Source organism: Xenorhabdus doucetiae, from assembly GCF_000968195.1.
GTDB lineage: Bacteria > Pseudomonadota > Gammaproteobacteria > Enterobacterales > Enterobacteriaceae > Xenorhabdus > Xenorhabdus doucetiae.
Genome location: NZ_FO704550.1, coordinates 894118 through 912066, shown reverse-complemented (window position 1 = coordinate 912066; position 17949 = coordinate 894118). Strand labels below are relative to the sequence as shown.

At 47.3% G+C, this 17949-nt stretch carries 14 protein-coding genes; 10 read left to right on the top strand and 4 right to left on the bottom strand.

Features of this window, described 5'->3' with window-relative positions; translation table 11 throughout:
• Positions 1 to 50: 50 nt before the first annotated feature.
• Together ybbP and ybbA are read right to left on the bottom strand one after the other, a co-directional pair.
• Positions 51 to 2483 carry a putative ABC transporter permease subunit YbbP gene (ybbP, locus tag XDD1_RS04310; protein WP_045969025.1) on the bottom strand — a complete coding sequence of 811 codons (2433 nt, stop codon included), beginning with the start codon at positions 2481 to 2483 and terminating at the stop codon, positions 51 to 53.
• Positions 2480 to 3166 carry a putative ABC transporter ATP-binding protein YbbA gene (gene ybbA / locus XDD1_RS04305; RefSeq protein WP_045969022.1) on the bottom strand — a complete coding sequence of 229 codons (687 nt, stop codon included), beginning with the start codon at positions 3164 to 3166 and terminating at the stop codon, positions 2480 to 2482. The genes ybbP and ybbA overlap by 4 nt, the downstream gene beginning before the upstream one ends.
• On the opposite strand from ybbA, the gene tesA reads away from it, so the two are divergent.
• From tesA to XDD1_RS04280, 5 genes are all read left to right on the top strand, one after another.
• Positions 3137 to 3769 carry a multifunctional acyl-CoA thioesterase I/protease I/lysophospholipase L1 gene (tesA, locus tag XDD1_RS04300; RefSeq protein ID WP_197541012.1) on the top strand — a complete coding sequence of 211 codons (633 nt, stop codon included), beginning with the start codon at positions 3137 to 3139 and terminating at the stop codon, positions 3767 to 3769. The two genes, ybbA and tesA, sit on opposite strands and share 30 nt — an antisense overlap.
• A gap of 186 nt (positions 3770 to 3955) precedes the next feature.
• The gene (locus XDD1_RS04295; RefSeq protein WP_045969020.1) at positions 3956 to 4735 is read left to right on the top strand and encodes an SDR family oxidoreductase; all 780 of its coding nucleotides are present in this window, start codon (positions 3956 to 3958) and stop codon (positions 4733 to 4735) included.
• 83 nt (positions 4736 to 4818) lie between these two features.
• Positions 4819 to 5694 (top strand): thioredoxin family protein, encoded by an 876-nt coding sequence (locus tag XDD1_RS04290; protein WP_045969018.1) that lies wholly within the window; start codon positions 4819 to 4821, stop codon positions 5692 to 5694.
• A 45-nt stretch (positions 5695 to 5739) separates the two neighbouring features.
• A complete protein-coding gene (locus tag XDD1_RS04285; protein WP_045969016.1) occupies positions 5740 to 6669 on the top strand; it encodes an SPFH domain-containing protein in 930 nt (309 codons plus the stop codon).
• 2 nt (positions 6670 to 6671) lie between these two features.
• Positions 6672 to 7133, top strand: coding sequence for an NfeD family protein (locus XDD1_RS04280; RefSeq protein ID WP_045969014.1), 462 nt, complete (start codon positions 6672 to 6674; stop codon positions 7131 to 7133).
• Here the strand turns inward: XDD1_RS04280 and cueR are convergent.
• Positions 7124 to 7528 carry a Cu(I)-responsive transcriptional regulator gene (cueR, locus tag XDD1_RS04275; RefSeq protein WP_045969012.1) on the bottom strand — a complete coding sequence of 135 codons (405 nt, stop codon included), beginning with the start codon at positions 7526 to 7528 and terminating at the stop codon, positions 7124 to 7126. The two genes, XDD1_RS04280 and cueR, sit on opposite strands and share 10 nt — an antisense overlap.
• A gap of 77 nt (positions 7529 to 7605) precedes the next feature.
• On the opposite strand from cueR, the gene copA reads away from it, so the two are divergent.
• The 3 genes from copA to ybaK all read left to right on the top strand — a co-directional run bounded on the left by copA (position 7606) and on the right by ybaK (position 11707).
• Positions 7606 to 10314, top strand: a complete 2709-nt coding sequence (copA, locus tag XDD1_RS04270) for a copper-exporting P-type ATPase CopA (RefSeq protein ID WP_045969010.1) — start codon at positions 7606 to 7608, stop codon at positions 10312 to 10314.
• A 63-nt stretch (positions 10315 to 10377) separates the two neighbouring features.
• A complete protein-coding gene (locus XDD1_RS04265; protein ID WP_045973323.1) occupies positions 10378 to 11190 on the top strand; it encodes a TraB/GumN family protein in 813 nt (270 codons plus the stop codon).
• 40 nt (positions 11191 to 11230) lie between these two features.
• Positions 11231 to 11707: a Cys-tRNA(Pro)/Cys-tRNA(Cys) deacylase YbaK gene (gene ybaK / locus XDD1_RS04260; RefSeq protein WP_045969008.1), complete on the top strand. Its 477-nt coding sequence runs from the start codon at positions 11231 to 11233 to the stop codon at positions 11705 to 11707.
• A 1070-nt stretch (positions 11708 to 12777) separates the two neighbouring features.
• Here the strand turns inward: ybaK and ushA are convergent.
• The gene (ushA, locus tag XDD1_RS04250) at positions 12778 to 14436 is read right to left on the bottom strand and encodes a bifunctional UDP-sugar hydrolase/5'-nucleotidase UshA (protein ID WP_045969007.1); all 1659 of its coding nucleotides are present in this window, start codon (positions 14434 to 14436) and stop codon (positions 12778 to 12780) included.
• A gap of 276 nt (positions 14437 to 14712) precedes the next feature.
• On the opposite strand from ushA, the gene XDD1_RS04245 reads away from it, so the two are divergent.
• Positions 14713 to 15930: an MFS transporter gene (locus tag XDD1_RS04245; protein ID WP_045969005.1), complete on the top strand. Its 1218-nt coding sequence runs from the start codon at positions 14713 to 14715 to the stop codon at positions 15928 to 15930.
• 239 nt (positions 15931 to 16169) lie between these two features.
• Positions 16170 to 17885 carry a YbaL family putative K(+) efflux transporter gene (gene ybaL / locus XDD1_RS04240; protein ID WP_045969003.1) on the top strand — a complete coding sequence of 572 codons (1716 nt, stop codon included), beginning with the start codon at positions 16170 to 16172 and terminating at the stop codon, positions 17883 to 17885.
• Positions 17886 to 17949 lie beyond the last annotated feature (64 nt).

The following is a 17949-nucleotide window of genomic DNA, read 5'->3' as shown; positions in this document are numbered from 1 at the left end:
CCTCGTTAGCGTAAACGAGGTTTATCAGGCTTCTCAAAACCAGAGGGGAATTACTCCGGCAAACGCCGATATTGCCCTTGCCCGCGCAATAACCTGATCCCTAACCAGCCACCACATAATGAAAGCAATAAGCTACTGAGAACAGGCAGCACAAACCACATTGGCCATTGCGGTTGCCACGGGAAATCAAAGACCTGCGTCTGTAACAACCAAAGGGCAATTTCTGCCCCCCATGCCGCTGCCAGACCCGCCATAAAACCCAACAGGGCAAATTCACTCCATAAGGTGCGACGCAACAGTTTTTTACTCGCGCCTAATGTGCGGTATACCACCAATTCAAGTTGCCGTTGGCTCATGCCGACTTGAATTTGTGCCAATAACAGTAATCCGCCACAAATCATTACCAAAACAACCATAATTTCCAATGCCTTGCTGACCTGCTGCAAGATGCCTTGGGCTTGTTTGAGGATCGAACCGATATCCAGCATGCTGATGGTCGGGAAATGACGATTCATTTCGGTGAGCAACCGCCCGTCTCCTTCGTAGTGAAAGCTGGTCAACCACATTCTGGGCTGGTTTTCCAATGTCTCTTTGGAAAGAATAAAAATAAAGTTCGGATTGATACTTTCCCAATCGACCTTACGAATACTGCTTACCGTAGCGTGAAATGTACGGGTATCTCCCGTGAAGGTCAGTTTATCCCCTAAATGAATTTGCAACCGTTCAGCAACGCTTTGTTCCATGGAAACTTCGTTCGGTTTTGGCGGCCAGCTTCCGGCAATCAGGGTATTAAAAGGCGGTAATTCTGTTTTCCAGGTTAAGTTCAATTCACGGCGCACGGTCGTACTGTTCGGGTGTTTTTCATCCGCCCATGCAATCGCAGATTGTCCGTTTATTTCCGTCAAACGCGCCAGCACCACCGGGTAAAAATCGGTCGGTTGCACCTGATGGTTAGCCAATAAATCACTCACTTGGGCAATTTGTGGTTGCGTGATGTTAATCAGGAAATAATTCGGGCTATCCGGCGGTAATTGCTGCTGCCATCGACTCAATAAATCCCCCCTTGCCATGACCAGCAAAGCCAGCAACATAAATGACAGGGAAAATGCCGCCAGTTGGGTCATGGTCTGAAACGGCCGGCACAGTAACCGATTGACCGCCAAACGCAGGCTTAACTGACGGAATGTCACACGGCGCAGCAACCATAATCCACCCCAGCCCAATAGCGCTAAAAACAGCGCGACAACCGGCACGCCCGCCAACAGTGACCATAACAAAGGCTGAGTCCCGGCCAGTAATACCAATCCCCCCGTGATGATTAATGCCACCACAGGCAAATAGTAACGCAATGGCCAGATGGATGCCGTTACATCACTTCTCAACACCCGTGAAGGCTGGGTCGCCATCAGTTGACGATAAGGGCGAATTCCTACCAGCACGGTAATGCCAAACAGGGCACCCATCGCCCATACCCACGGCCACATTCCCGCAGCCGGTAACATCTTCGGCAACATGCCGGCCAGAATTCGAATCAATGCCGATTCAAAAACCAAGCCTAAAATAGAGCCTACCACGATGGCGGCAAGCAAAATGACCAACCATTGCCCGATGATCCATTGACGCAACGCCCAACGCCCGGCTCCCAATGTTTTCAGGATGGCGATCAGGTTATGCCGGCTGCGGCAATAATGCGCCATAGAAACGGCCATCGCGGCGACAGCCAGCAGTAATGTCAATAAAGCGGACAACAGTAAAAATTGCTGCGCACGCTCAATGGATTGCGCCATCACGCTATTGTCTTGTTTCAAGGTCAGCCAGCGTTGATCCGCCTTGAGTTGCGGTTCAACAAATTGCTGAAATGACTGAATGGCTTGCGGCGCTCCCGCGAACATATAGCGATAAGTCAGGCGGCTGCCGGGTTGGATCGCGCCGGTTGCCTGCGCATCAGCAATATGGATTAAAATGCGGGGCGAAATCTGGAAGGGACTGAAACCGCTGTCCGGCTCTTGCAGCAATTCCCCGCTGATTTTCAATGTGGTATCGCCCACATCAATATTATCCCCAACCTTAACGCCCAACAGGGTCAGCAATCGCGGTGCCACCAACACCGCACCTTTTTCGGGTTTTAACCCGCGTGGATGGGTTTCCAGTTCGCCGTACAGGGGATAACCTTCATCGGCGGCTTTGACCTGAGCCAGTTGCGGAATATCTCCCGCATAGGTCATGGTCGAAAATGCGATCTGGCGACTCAGTATCAATCCCTGCCCTTGTGCCCTTTGCAACCACGCTTCATCAACGGGATAGGAAGCCCTTAGGACCAGATCCCCCGCCAGAAAATCACGGCTTTGATAATGCACACTTTGATCAATACGATCACTGATACGCCCCAATGCCAGCACACACGCCACCGCTAATGTCAGGGATAACCAAACGATCAGGAGAGAGGGGGTGCGCCACTCACGCCAAAACCAGCGCCAGATCATGCTTCCTCCCGCAATTTTCCATCCACCAGACGTAAACGACGCTGACAACGCGCCGCAAGCTGGCTATCGTGGGTCACCAGAATCAACGTGGTGGCATAATCTTGATTAAGGGAAAACAGCAAGTCCGCGATACGATCGCCCGTTTGGCGATCAAGGTTACCGGTGGGTTCATCAGCAAACAGGATTTTGGGACGGGTACAGAATGCCCGTGCCAAAGCTACCCGCTGCTGCTCTCCGCCCGAAAGCTGGGCTGGCATATGTTTTAAGCGTTTTCCCAACCCTAACTGTTCGAGTAACTCGATGGCTTGTGCACGGCTTTGGTTTTCCGATTCACCCCGCAATAGTGCCGGAAGCTGGACATTCTCCAGCGCATTCAAGGTGGGGATCAGCATAAATGACTGAAAAACAAAACCCACATTTTCGGCCCTTAACTGCGCCCGCTGCTCTTCATTCATGCGGCTGATATTCTGCCCCAACAGGTGAACGTCCCCTTCACTGCCATCATCCAAGCCGGCAATAATGCCCAGCAACGTTGATTTACCGGAGCCTGATTCGCCAATTAATGCAATTGTCTGGGCTGGCTCGACAACCAACTCAATACCTTGCAATATATTAATTACCTGTTCCCCTTGACCAACATGTTTAGTGAGATGATGAACTTCAAGAATACTTTCTACAGCCATGTATTTTTCCTTTTATTATTGGTGCTATGCAGTGCAAAAGCAGCGGCAGCGGATACCCTGCTGATACTGGGCGACAGCCTCAGTGCCGGATACCGTTTGCCGGTTGAGCAATCCTGGCCTGCGCTGATGGCAAAACAGTGGCAACAAACCGGCAAAAAAACCGTGATCGTGAACGGCAGTATTAGTGGCAATACCGCAGCACAGGGCCTTGAACGTTTGCCTGAATTATTAAAACAGCACAATCCAAAATGGGTTCTGGTAGAGCTTGGGGCGAATGATGGACTGCGTGGTTTTCCCATTCAAAACATAGAACAAGATTTGCAACAGGGCATTAGTTTGATCAAGCAAGCCGGCGCCCAACCGTTATTAATGCAAATCCAAATTTCACCTAATTACGGCAAACGCTATACCGAATCCTTTGCCAACATTTATCCGGCGCTGGCTGAACGTAACCACATTCCTCTGCTGCCATTTTTTATGGAGCACGTGGCTGGCAAGCCAGAATGGATGCAGGATGATGGCCTTCACCCCAATCAAGCCGCACAACCCTTTATCGCTGATTGGATGTCCAACACATTATCGGTATATATCAACGCTTCTTAAGTAACCGGATTTCTCAATAGTAAATCATTTATTTCCATAAATTAAACAGGTTTTCATCAGTGAGCGTTTGCAACCTTGCCCGTGCGTTGCGCGGGGCAAGGTTTATCCCTATCATTTCGAAACACGATCATTTTGAAACACCATTCAATGCAGGTGAACAGATAAAGCAGGTGAACAGATAAAGTTATGCAAAAATCGATTCTTATTACGGGATGTTCCAGCGGGATCGGTTTAGCCGCAGCCAAAACCCTCCAGCAACGTGGATATCGCGTACTCGCCGCTTGCCGCAAGCCCGCTGATTTGGCACATATGCGTGAGTTGGGGTTCGAACCGATTGAATTGGATTTAGATGATAAATCCAGCGTCAAGCACGCCGCCCGGAAAGTGATTGAATTAACCCACGGCCGTTTGTTCGGGCTGTTTAATAATGGCGGATTTGGTCTATACGGCTCGCTGGAAACTATTTCCCGTGAACAGATGGAAAAACAGTTTTCCACTAATTTCTTTGGCACCCATCAACTGACGTGCCTGCTCCTGCCGGCGCTACGCGCTTATGGTGCCGGGCGGATTGTCCAGACCAGTTCGGTGATGGGATTGATCTCAACGCCGGGCCGTGGTGCCTATGCTGCCAGTAAATATGCACTTGAAGCCTGGTCAGATGCCTTACGGGGCGAATTGGCAAAAACAGACATCAAAGTCAGCCTGATAGAACCGGGGCCAATCCATACTCGTTTTACCAAGAATGTCAATCAAACCCAGCAGGATCACCCGGTCGAGAACCCAGGTCTTGCACGCCGTTTCACGTTGATGCCTGAAGATGTCGTCTCTAAACTGATTCATGCGTTGGAAAGTCCCAAGCCGAAATTACGTTATTCCGTGACTTTATTAACGCATGCCGTCAAAGTGATGCGCCGTCTGCTTCCGGAGAGATGGCTTGATAGGATCGTGTGCCGACAAAGCGAATAGACGTTGAAAAACGGACCAACAAGTCTTATTTATCCATGTAATTACCTTACCATTCACCTTACAACGACCCTGAGAGAAATCCCATGCAGCCAACAGTGAATACCAACGATACTGCCTATATTGTTAATATTGATGAATCGAATATTGCTCAAATTGTACAACACTCACTCACCCAGCTTGTCGTATTCTATTTTTGGTCGCCACAGGACCTGCATTGTCATGAGTTAGAAACGACGCTGGATAAAATCGCCCATGAATATGCCGGGCAGTTTACTCTGGCTAAAGTCAATTGTGACCAACTTCTCCATATCGCCGCCCAATTTGGTGTGCGCAGTTTGCCGACCGTCTTGTTTGTCAAAGAAGCCCGCCCGGTACAAGGTTTTGAAGGCATCCAGACCGACGATGCCATCAGGAAAATTTTCTCCACCCTGCTGCCTCAAGAGGAAAAATCACCGTTAGATCACGTTGACGAACTACTTGCCGACGGCAAAAATCAGGAAGCCTTGCGCTTACTGCAAGAACTCCATCAGGAAAATCCGCAAGACACCGATATCACCCTGTTGTTAGCCCAAGTGAACCTTTTACTCAATCACCTTGAAGACGCCCAAAAAACAGTGGAGACCATCCCATTGGAAGAACAGAATGAACGCTATCATGCGTTAGTTGAACAGATTCAGTCCCAGCAAGAGGCGGCTGATTCACCTGAGATCCGACAACTGCAACAAGCGTTGGCAACTCAGCCAGAGAATGCAGAACTGGCTGTGCAACTGGCAGCGAAATTACACGAAGTTGGCCGCAATGAAGAAGCGCTGGAATTGTTGTTCAGCTTTCTGAAACAGGATCTCTCTGCTGCTGATGGCGCGGTGAAAAAGACGCTGATGGATATCCTTTCGGCACTGGGTACTGGAGATGCGCTGGCATCTCAATATCGTCGTCATGTATACTCTTTACTCTATTAAGTAAAGAAATTTATCTATTCCATAAAACTGGGTAAGGGAATTGTTATGGATTTACTCTCTTTTGGTGCTGTACCGATTTTAATCGTGATTGCTGTTGCTATCGTTTTTACCTGTGTAAAGACGGTTCCACAAGGCTATCAATGGACGGTTGAGCGCTTTGGCCGCTATACCCGCACATTAACGCCGGGTCTGCATATCATTATGCCATTTGTGGATCGCATTGGCCGTAAAATCAATATGATGGAGCAGGTTCTGGATATCCCGTCGCAGGAAGTCATTTCCCGCGATAACGCCAATGTCACCATTGATGCCGTCTGCTTTATTCAGGTTGTCGATCCCGTGCGGGCAGCCTATGAAGTCAGCAATCTGGAACTGTCGATTATCAACCTGACCATGACCAACTTCCGGACAGTACTGGGTTCAATGGAGCTGGACGAAATGCTGTCCCAGCGCGATTCCATCAACAGCCGGTTGCTGACCATCGTCGATGAAGCGACTAACCCGTGGGGCGTTAAGATCACGCGTATTGAGATCCGCGATGTGCGTCCGCCCAAGGAATTGATCTCCGCGATGAACGCGCAGATGAAAGCAGAGCGTACCAAACGGGCAGATATCCTTGAGGCCGAAGGTATCCGTCAGGCCGCTATTCTGAAAGCCGAAGGGGAAAAACAGTCGCAAATATTGAAAGCAGAAGGTGAGCGTCAGTCAGCCTTCCTGCAAGCGGAAGCCCGTGAACGTGCCGCAGAAGCAGAAGCCCGTGCCACCAAAATGGTTTCTGATGCGATTGCTGATGGTGATATGCAGGCGATTAACTACTTCGTTGCCCAGAAGTATACCGATGCCCTCACCAACATTGGTGCCTCAAGTAACAGCAAAGTGATTATGATGCCACTGGAAGCCAGTAATTTAATGGGTGCCATTGGGGGGATTGCTGAACTCATTGGCGAGAGCAAGAAGAGCAAACAGGATAACTAACCATGATTGAACAGATCGCCGCGCAGCCAGCTTGGTTCTGGCTCTGTTTTGGTGGCCTGCTGCTGATTGCGGAATTGCTGGGAACGGGGGGCTATCTGTTGTGGACAGGAACCGCAGCCATCGTGGTTGCCCTGATCACATGGGTTTTCCCCCATATGGGCTGGGAACTACAAGGGATTCTGTTTGCGGTCCTGACCTTGCTTTCTGTGATTGCCTGGCGTCGCTGGCTGCGCCATCGCCCCCGTCAGGCAAGTGATAAGACGCTCAATCAGAAAAATCACCAATTGATTGGATTGCATGCCCGTTTAACCACGGATACCGAAAACGGTTTTGGGCGAGTCAAACTGGCCGATGGGAGCTGGCGCGTTCATTGTGACCGCGAACTGCCAGCCAATACCGAAGTTGAGGTGATTGCCGTTGACGGGATCACGTTGAAGGTGAGACCGGTTCCCCATCAACCGTGATGTTTGCAGCAACCCGATAAATGCTCAATGATGGGGCAATCCGCCCCATCATCTCCCGGACATTCAGCCACCAATGCCAGTAATTTTGCTTTGATCTTTTGCAATTCCGCCATTGTCTTTTCGATTTCCGCCACTTTTTGCAGGGTCGCGGTTTTGACATCGGCACTGTGACGGCCGGGATTGCGAAATAGCCGCAGCAATTCACGACATTCCTCCAATGTAAATCCGACTTCTTTCGCCTGCCGCAAGAGTATCAATTCATCAACGTGCTGTTGCTGGTAATAACGATAGCCATTATCACCCCGCTCCGGCACAGTAATAAGTTGTTTTTCTTCATAAAACCGAATCGCTTTGCGGGTTAAACCCGTCTTACGGGCAATTTCGCTGATATTCATAATTTCCCCTTGACCTTCCCCTTGCAGGAAGGTTTAGCCTTAATGAAGTATATCACTCTGTATCAGGAGATCGTGTTATGTCCACAACCACCATACTCGCACTTCAAGGCCTAACGTGTCTGCATTGTGTCGGCCGGGTCAAAAAAGCGCTGGAAAAAATACCCGGCGTTGAACTGGCGGAGGTGAATCTCAATTATGCCAAAGTTATCAGTCATGTTTCATCGGATGAATTGATCGCCGCCATTGTTGCCGAAGATTATCACGCCACCGTTGCCACTCAACCTGATGTTGTTTTACGGCTGTCCGGTTTAAATTGCATGAAATGTGCAAATAAGACCCAAAAAGCATTAGAGGCCGTGGAAGGGGTTATCGCGACAGAAGTGAACACCCAAACAGCAAAAATCTATGGTAAAGCAGATCACGATGCTTTAATTGATGCCGTCGAGCAAGCCGGATATCACGCTGAATTAGCAACGGAAGCCGATTTCCCAAAAACTGAGCCGCTGACAACACAGACTCCGGAGTCTTTGGCAGCGGCAACCTCTTCAACTCCGGCAGAAACGGTGCCTTTTGATGACAGTATTCAGCTTTTGCTGGACGGTATGAGCTGTGCAAGCTGTGTCAGCAAGGTGCAAAAAGCGCTGCAATCCGTTGATGGCGTGGAACATGCCAGAGTCAATCTCGCCGAAAGAAGCGCCCTGGTCACGGGTCGTGTTTCACCAAACGCCTTAGTGGAAGCCGTGATCAAAGCAGGTTATGGGGCGGAAGTGATTCAGGATGAAACAGAACGCCGCGAGCGCCAGCAACAAGTCGCACAGGCGAATATGCGCCGCTTTCGCTGGCAATCCGCCCTTGCCTTAGTAGTCGGGGTGCCTGTGATGGTGTGGGGTATGTCAGGCGATAATATGGTCCTCACCCCGGCAAACCACGCGATCTGGCTAACGATTGGGGTGATAACACTGGTTGTCATGGTATTTGCCGGCGGGCATTTTTATCGCAATGCGTGGCAAAGCCTAAAAAATGGCAGTGCGACCATGGATACCCTCGTCGCGTTGGGAACGGGCGTGGCGTGGCTCTATTCAATCAGCGTCAATGTATGGCCAAACGTTTTTCCTCCCCAGGCCCGCCACCTCTATTATGAAGCCAGTGCGATGATCATTGGTTTGGTCAATCTCGGCCATGCGTTGGAACAACGCGCCCGTCAACGCTCTTCCAAAGCGCTTGAGCGATTATTGGATTTAACCCCGCCAACCGCACGAGTGGTGACTCCCGAAGGTGAAAAAACTGTGCCATTGGCCGATGTGATGCCCAATATGATATTGCGCCTGACAACCGGCGATCGTGTTCCGGTTGATGGTGAAATTATTCAGGGCACCGTTTGGTTGGATGAAGCCATGCTGACCGGAGAACCCATTCCTCAGCAGAAATCCACCGGCGCTACCGTCCATGCCGGCACGGTGGTGCAAGATGGCACGGTACGGTTTAAAGCCAATGCGGTCGGCAGCCAAACCACATTGGCACGCATCATCAAATTAGTGCGTCAGGCACAAAGCAGTAAACCGGAAATCGGCCAACTGGCAGACAAAATCTCCGCGATATTCGTGCCGATTGTCGTTGCGCTCGCCCTTATTGCGGGTGCCATTTGGTATTTTATCGGCCCCGCCCCGCAAATCATGTATGCACTGGTTATCATGACCACCGTCTTGATTATCGCCTGCCCTTGTGCCCTTGGGCTGGCAACCCCCATGTCCATCATTTCAGGCGTTGGGCGCGCCGCCGAATTGGGTGTTCTGGTGCGTGATGCTGATGCCCTGCAACATGCCAGTCAACTGGATACGATTGTCTTCGATAAAACCGGCACTTTAACGGAAGGTATGCCGCAGGTGACCGAGATCCACACCTTTAATGACTTCACCGAAGAGCAGGTATTGGTATGGGCCGGCGCCTTGGAAAATGGCTCCAATCACCCTCTGGCAAAAGCCATCTTGATGAAAGTTAAAGGGCAAGAGTTACCTGAAATACACACCTTCCGCACCCTCGCAGGTCTGGGGGTTAAAGGCGAAATGGGCGATATCACGCTGTTATTGGGTAATCAAAAATTACTTGAGCAACATCAGGTTGAGACCGCAGAATTAAAGCCATTGGTTGCGGCACAGGCAGAAAAAGGCATCACTCCCGTTATCCTGTCAGCCAACGGGAAAATCGCCGCCCTGTTTTCCATTCGCGATCCTTTGCGCCAGGATACCGTGGCTGCCCTGCAACGCTTACATCGCCAAGGCTATCGTTTGGTGATGTTGACCGGAGACAATCCCACCACCGCAAACGCGATTGCCAAGGAAGCCGGTATCGATCACGTTATTGCCGGTGTTTTACCGGATGGCAAAGCCGCCGCCATTCAATCACTGCAAGCCGAAGGCCGGAAAGTGGCCATGGTGGGGGATGGCATTAATGATGCGCCGGCATTGGCTCAGGCGGATGTGGGTATCGCAATGGGAGGCGGCAGTGATATCGCCATAGAAACCGCAACCGTGACCCTGATGCGCCATAGCCTGCACGGGGTGGCTGATGCGGTTGAATTATCGCGCGGCACGTTACGCAATATGAAACAAAACTTATTGGGGGCATTTGTCTACAATACCTTGGGCATCCCGATTGCAGCCGGTATTTTATACCCTTTCACCGGGACATTATTAAACCCGGTGGTTGCAGGTGCCGCGATGGCATTGTCTTCAATAACGGTCGTCAGTAACGCCAATCGTTTATTGCGTTTCAAGCCTAAGCCCTGACATCACATCAGGAAAATTATATACTCGTCGTACTTCAAGATGCCAACGATGGGAGCAGGCAAGATGGGAAAATTACTGTCATATTTCAGTAACCTATTGGGACTCAACTCCCAACGGCATTACCCCTATCCGGCTTTCGACATCAATTTAAGTAAAAACAAACCATTACATATTGTTGACAGTATTCATATGGGTACAAGAAATATGTACCCACTTTCTGAAATCTTGCTGGAACAACTGGAACACGCTGATGCACTTATTGTCGAGGCAGATATCACTCAGGCTTATCCCCCTTTCAACGACGCACTGCCTGAACAGATTGCGCTGTCACACCGTTTATCTCCCGAACATTTTGACTGTTTACAGCATTATTGCCGGGAAATTCAACATCCCGTTACGCTGCTGGATCCATTGCCATCGTGGCAAGTGGCATTGATATTACAGGCTGCCCAAGCCCAGTATTTGGGATTACATCCTCAATATGGTATCGATTGCCAATTACTCAACAGTGCAAAAGCTATCAATAAACCCATCATTGAGCTGGAAGGCACTGCCGCACAAATTAACCTTCTCATCAACCTGCCAAATGGCGGGATTGCTTTGTTGGAAGATACCCTCACCCATTGGCATACCAATGCCCGCGCTTTACAAACGATGATGAGTTGGTGGATGAATTACCAACCTGAGAAACAAAATCAGGTACTGCCGATGACTTTCTGCGAAGAGATTTATCAAACCTTAATGACAGAGCGCAACCGTCAGTGGAGCGAGCAATTACATCACTTACCGACAGGAAAATATTTGGTGGCTGTAGGTGCCTTACATCTTCACGGTGAGAACAATTTGCGCCAGATGCTGGCAGAGCGATACACATAACCACACGCATAATCACATATTTATCGTTACAGGAAAAAATATGACTCCCGCTATTGTCTTACTGGAAAAGCAAAAAATTAACTTCAAACTACACCCTTATGATCATGATGTTAATGAGCATAATTTTGGTGATGAAGTGGTTAAAAAACTTGGTTTAGATGCTAACCAAGTTTTTAAGACACTACTGGTTGCATTAAATGGCGATCCTAAAAACCTGGCTGTCGCTGTTACCCCTGTTGCCGGGCAACTCGATTTGAAAAAAGTTGCCAGGGTTTTTAAAGCCAAAAAAGCCGATATGGCCGATCCCCAACTGGCACAAAAGGTAACGGGTTATTTAGTCGGGGGTATTAGCCCGCTGGGACAGAAAAAACGGCTGCCGACCGTGATTGATCGTCAGGCGCAAACGTTACCAACCCTTTTCATTTCCGGCGGCAAACGGGGACTGGATATTGAATTATCCCCCACAGACTTATGCCAACTACTTAACGGTTCGTTTGCTGATATTGCTAAAATTTGAAAATCGCTTGCAATTCCCGCTGATTTTTTTCGAGCTGGCTCTGTTTTATTTAAAACAGGGCTTTGTGATAAACAATAATGTCGATATACTTTTCTCATCTGGAAAACATATTTTTTACTATTTCAATTAACTGATTTAAATAAAAGAGGAATAACATGCCGACCTCATCATTTTTCCGACAAATTGTTATCACTGATCCCAAAGCCATTAAGATGCTTAGGAGGGCTAATAGAAGACCGCCCAAGGAGAACTTTGAAAAAATCGATTTTGAAGCACAACAGAAAGAGGCCATAGAGATATTAAGACGAAAATTCTCACGCTAAAGAAAATATTATCCGATTTTGGTCATGAACGAACAAAAGAGTATTTACTTTCTTTCTCATGTCCAATAAATCGCGATGTAGAATCATTTCTACATGTTAAATCCATTAGATTTGAGCAAGCTGATGTAACCAGAACTTATCTTATTCTTGATGAAAATGGTTTAATTCTCGCTTATTTTTCATTAACTTTTAAGGAGTTATCAGTAAATAATTTCACCATTTCAAAAACTAAAATAAAAAAATTTAATGGTATCAGCAAAAATGCTAATACTATAAAGGTTTACTTAATCGGCCAAATAGCTAAAAACTTTTCATTAAGTGAAAACCCAGTAAGATTTAAAGATATTTTCTTTTATGCAAAGAATATCATTAATATTTCAAAGACATTTATTGGAGGAAGAGTTATTGCATTAGAATGTGAAAATCACCCCCAGCTTGTAGCATTATATATGAAAAATGGACTTGAGAAATTACCAACAAAAGGAGACAACCCTTCATTAATTACTATGTTATTTAATCATTAGATTATTATTCAGTTTCAACCATCCTATTTAGATTATACACATCACTCCTTACCTTTAGTAAGCAAAAGACCCTCTGTTTTGCAGAAGGTCTTTTTATGCAAATAACTAACCGTAAGCTATTAAATAGATTTTCATCATAGTGAGAGCTTGCAATCTTGTCCCGCGCGCCACGCGGGACAAGATTTACTCCTATCATTTTGAAACGCTATTTAATCTGTCGTTATTATTTATGTGAAATTTCACCTTTCGGATCATAATCAGCGGCTTTCAGTGGAGAATGTTTTTCAATATATCCTTTCAATACTTCCGCATCAACGAACCCGGTATCAACGTAACCCGGCAAATTATCAACTCGTGGATAACCATCTCCGCCAATTGCGTTGAAGTTTAACGTCGCCATACGATAAGTCTTATTTGGGTCCAATGACTTACCACCAATTTTTACGTCACTGATACTCTTACCATCCTTCACAAAACTCACATTATAGAACTGTCCGTAAGCGCCAGAATCCGGTTCCATATTGGCAATAGCCGTCAAATATGACAAAACTTCGCTACCTTTGAAGTCCACATAAACCAGTTGGTTGGCAAATGGATGAACTTTCAGGACATCTTTGTACGTAATATCCCCGGCTTCAATTGAGTCACGAATTCCACCACCGCTCATCACGGCAAAATCGGCATTTGTCCGTTCCATTTGGGCTGCCAATACAAGATGTGCCATATTCGTTTGAACGAAACGAACTTTGCTGCGATCACCTTCTAATTTGTTATCTACCGAACCGACTTTCACATTCAGTATCTTACTGCCCTTGTCCTGATAAGGTGTCAGCAGTTTTAGCACTTCAGGGTTTTGCTGAATTTCGTGCGTATAGTAAACACGCGCCGTGCTGCCATCTTCTTTTGTTACTTTTTTCTTTAGGTTAATCGGGATCAATTGATAATGAACCAGCTTGAATTCACCATTACGGAATTGAAAATCAGCACGGCCGACATATTTACCCCATTCATGGGCTTGCACAATCCATGTCCCATTTTGGCGATCGGGAGAACAAGGTGTCCCCGGAACATAATCCACTTGTTTATAGTTTTTATTCTCCGCCGACATACAGACCGGATCTTGTGAATGACCACCGACAATCATATTCAAATAACCCGCAGGCAAACTGCGTGCCATTTCAACATCTCCCGGCGCATTCGATCCGTGGTGACCATCGTCATAGTGCCCCATATGCGTTGCTGCAATGATCACATCCGGCTTTTCATGCTTTTTCAGATCTTCAATCACTTTTTTGGCTTCTTCGGCAGGAAGGCGAAATTCAACATCCGGGAAATTCGCAGGATTCCCGACTTTCGCTGTGTCATCCGTTGTCAGCCCAAGTACAGCGATTTTCACGCCTTGCTCATCAAAAATGGCATAGGGTTTAAATAAACGCTTGCCGGTACTGGTTTGATAAATATTGGCCGATAGAAACGGAAAATTCGCCCATTTTTGTTGCTGGTGCAATACATTTAAAGGCTTATCAAATTCATGGTTCCCCAATGCCATTGCGTCATACCCTACAAGGTTCATCCCCTTAAAATCGGGTTCAGCATCCTGCATATCTGACTCTGGTACGCCGGTGTTAATGTCACCCCCCGACAATAACAATACGCTCCCTCCTTTCTTAGCCACCTCCTGACGAATGGCATCGACGACGGTTTTTTGGGCGGCTAAACCATACTCACCCTGATCGTTATGCCAGAAGTGGCCGTGATGATCGTTAGTATGCAGGATTGTAATGTCATAGGTTTTATCTTTTTCCCAAGCGTTGGCAATTAACGGTGCCAGTGACAGCGAAACAGCCAAGGCACAGACTGACGCTTTAAACGATAATTTCATGGGGTATCTCCATGTTATTTAAAATTCTATGGTTATATGACAGGGATGCGACATTTTGCCGAGCAGGATTATAGCGTTGTGTCATTAAATAATACCTTCTCTGACCTTTTTGAGGTTGCGGTCAAATTATATAGATATCAATAAACGTTTTGTTAATTATCTAAGATGTATTATGGTGTGAAAATTAAACAGAAATTCAACAAATCGACAAAATTTTTACCTCGACAAACTATGCTGATAATAACCTTGATAAGCGAATAACTGTGAGTGAAAAGAATGAGTGAAAAAAGTCAAACCGTCCCTTTGCCAACATCATCAACAAAAAACCATCGGACCGTTTTTTCCATTCTCGGTGCTATCAGCTTATCCCATATGCTGAACGATATGATTCAGTCGTTGATTCTGGCGATTTATCCACTGCTGCAATCTGAATTTACCCTCAGTTTTATTCAGGTTGGCATGATAACACTGACTTATCAGGTCACCGCATCCCTGTTGCAGCCCCTTATCGGTTTGTATACCGATAAACATCCGCAGCCCTATTCACTGCCTGTCGGCATGGGATTTACCTTATCGGGTTTATTGCTATTAGCTTATGCTGAGAGTTTTTCTGTCATATTAATGGCCGCCGCGCTTGTGGGGACGGGTTCATCGGTTTTTCATCCGGAATCATCACGCGTCGCACGCATGGCTTCAGGCGGGCGTCATGGATTGGCACAATCTTTATTTCAGGTAGGGGGAAATTTAGGCAGCTCACTCGGCCCACTGTTAGCAGCGATTTTCATTGCGCCTTACGGCAAAGGAAATATTGGATGGTTTTCTCTGGCTGCACTATTGGCTATCGTCATTCTCTTGCAAGTCAGCCAGTGGTATAAGATGCAACATCGGGCCATAACGCCGCTGTCGGCTAAAACCGCTTCTCTGCCAAACCTGCCCAGAAAAACCGTCATCAATTCATTTGCTATTCTTCTGTTGCTGATTTTCTCCAAATATTTTTACCTGACCAGTATCAGTAGCTACTATACTTTCTACCTGATACAGAAATTTGACGTGTCAGTGCAAAGCGCCCAGATCCATCTATTTCTCTTTTTGTTTTCCGTCGCGGCAGGTACCCTGATTGGCGGGCCGGTGGGGGATAAGATAGGCCGGAAATACGTTATTTGGGTTTCCATTCTTGGCGTTGCGCCTTTTACCCTGATGTTACCTTATGTCTCTTTATTCTGGACCAGCATACTCACCGTCATTATTGGCGTAATATTGGCCTCTGCCTTTTCGGCTATTTTAGTCTATGCCCAAGAGCTTATTCCCGGCAAAACAGGCATGGTTGCAGGTTTGTTCTTTGGTCTGGCCTTTGGTATGGGGGGTATTGGGGCTGCCGTACTTGGCTATGTCGCAGATAAGACCAGCATAGAATTGGTTTACAAAATTTGCGCCTTTCTGCCACTTCTTGGTTTTTTTACGCTGTTCTTGCCAAATATAGAAAAAAACGCATAAAAACACCAAGAAAACATCAGAATAGTCACCGTAATTATTACGCTATTTCTCTTTGTAAACCTGCGTAAATAATGGCAAAATCTACATAAAATTACATTAAAATAGTATTTATGTAGATTATTCTCTTTTTTACCACTCAATATATTTTTTTGTAATCTCATCTTTAATTATTTATAAAATAGATTATTACCTCACCTAACCATACAATTTATGCTATTCGCTACCCAGAAGGAGCCTTGATGGAGCACTCGACACCTCTTATCACGACCATTGTTGGTGGTTTTGTTCTTGCCTATCTGCTTGGCATGCTTGCACAGCGTCTGAAAATCTCCCCTCTGGTAGGATACCTTGTCGCAGGTGTACTAGCAGGCCCCTTTACCCCTGGCTTCGTTGCCGATACATCGTTAGCTCCAGAACTTTCAGAAATTGGCGTGATTTTACTGATGTTTGGTGTCGGTCTGCATTTTTCACTTAAAGATTTGTTAGCCGTCAAATCCATTGCCATTCCCGGTGCTATCGCCCAAATTGCCGTCGCGACTTTATTGGGTGCCGGATTATCAATGCTGCTCGGTTGGGGATTAGGCAGCGGCATTGTATTTGGCCTGTGTCTGTCCACCGCCAGCACGGTGGTATTGCTCAGGGCATTGGAAGAGCGGCAACTGGTTGATAGTCAAAGGGGGCAAATTGCCATTGGTTGGTTAATTGTTGAAGATCTGGCTATGGTGCTGACGTTGGTATTACTCCCGGCGGCGGCAGGAATTATGGACAGCCACAATGCCAACATGGGTCAATTGCTGCTCAAGATATCTCTCACCGTCGGCAAAGTCATTGCTTTTATTTTATTGATGATTTTCGTCGGCCGACGTGTCATTCCTTGGTTACTGGCGAAAACCGCCGGGACAGGCTCCCGTGAATTATTCACGCTGGCTGTCCTTGCCATTGCATTGGGTGTTGCTTATGGTGCAGTGACACTCTTTGATGCTTCATTTGCCCTTGGGGCATTCTTCGCGGGTATGGTCCTGAACGAGTCAGAATTGAGTCATCGGGCAGCACAAGATACTCTGCCGTTAAGGGATGCTTTCGCCGTTCTTTTCTTTGTTTCCGTTGGCATGCTGTTTGACCCGATGGTTCTGCTGCAACAGCCTCTGGCTATTTTGGGCACGCTGGTCATTATTATCATTGGCAAGTCACTGGCTGCCATGCTACTGGTCAGAATGTTTGGGCATTCACGGCGTACCGCCCTGACTATCTCTGCCAGCCTCGCCCAAATTGGTGAGTTTGCCTTTATCCTCGCCGGGCTTGGCGTCACGCTGGGATTCTTGGATGGCGAAGCCCGTAACCTTGTATTAGCGGGTGCCATTATTTCCATTATGTTGAATCCTGTTCTATTCAGCTTGCTGGATCGCTATTTGGAAAAAACAGAAACCATTGAAGAACAATTACTCGAAGAAACACTGGAAGAAGAAACCCAGATCCCGGTTGATATTTGTGGTCATGCGATTGTAGTGGGTTATGGTCGGGTAGGTCATCAGCTTTGCCAGCGTTTACAAGAAAAGCACTTTCCCGTCGTGGTTATTGAAGATACCCGCGCCAGATTTGAAGAGTTAGGTGAAATGGGCATCAGTGCAATCATGGGCAATGCCGCCAATAAAGAGATCATGGCCCTGGCACGGCTCGATTGTGCCTGCACGTTATTCCTGACCATCCCCAATGGTTATGAAGCCGGTGAGATTGTTGCGAATGCCAGAGAAATCAGGCCAGATATCAGCATTATTGTCCGCGCCCATTATGATGATGAGGTCACTTACATTACCGAGCGTGGCACTGACCACATTATCATTGGCGAGCATGAAATAGCGCGGGCAATGGCTGAGGCACTGCCAGAAGAATATGAAGCGGGCTGCCCAGTGGAGCCACCAGCCTTGCATTCACCCGCAACGCCATCAGCAACCTAATTTGCGAATTGAGGAATATCCCCATCACGCGGGGATATTCCAGTCACGCCAATAACACAGTGAA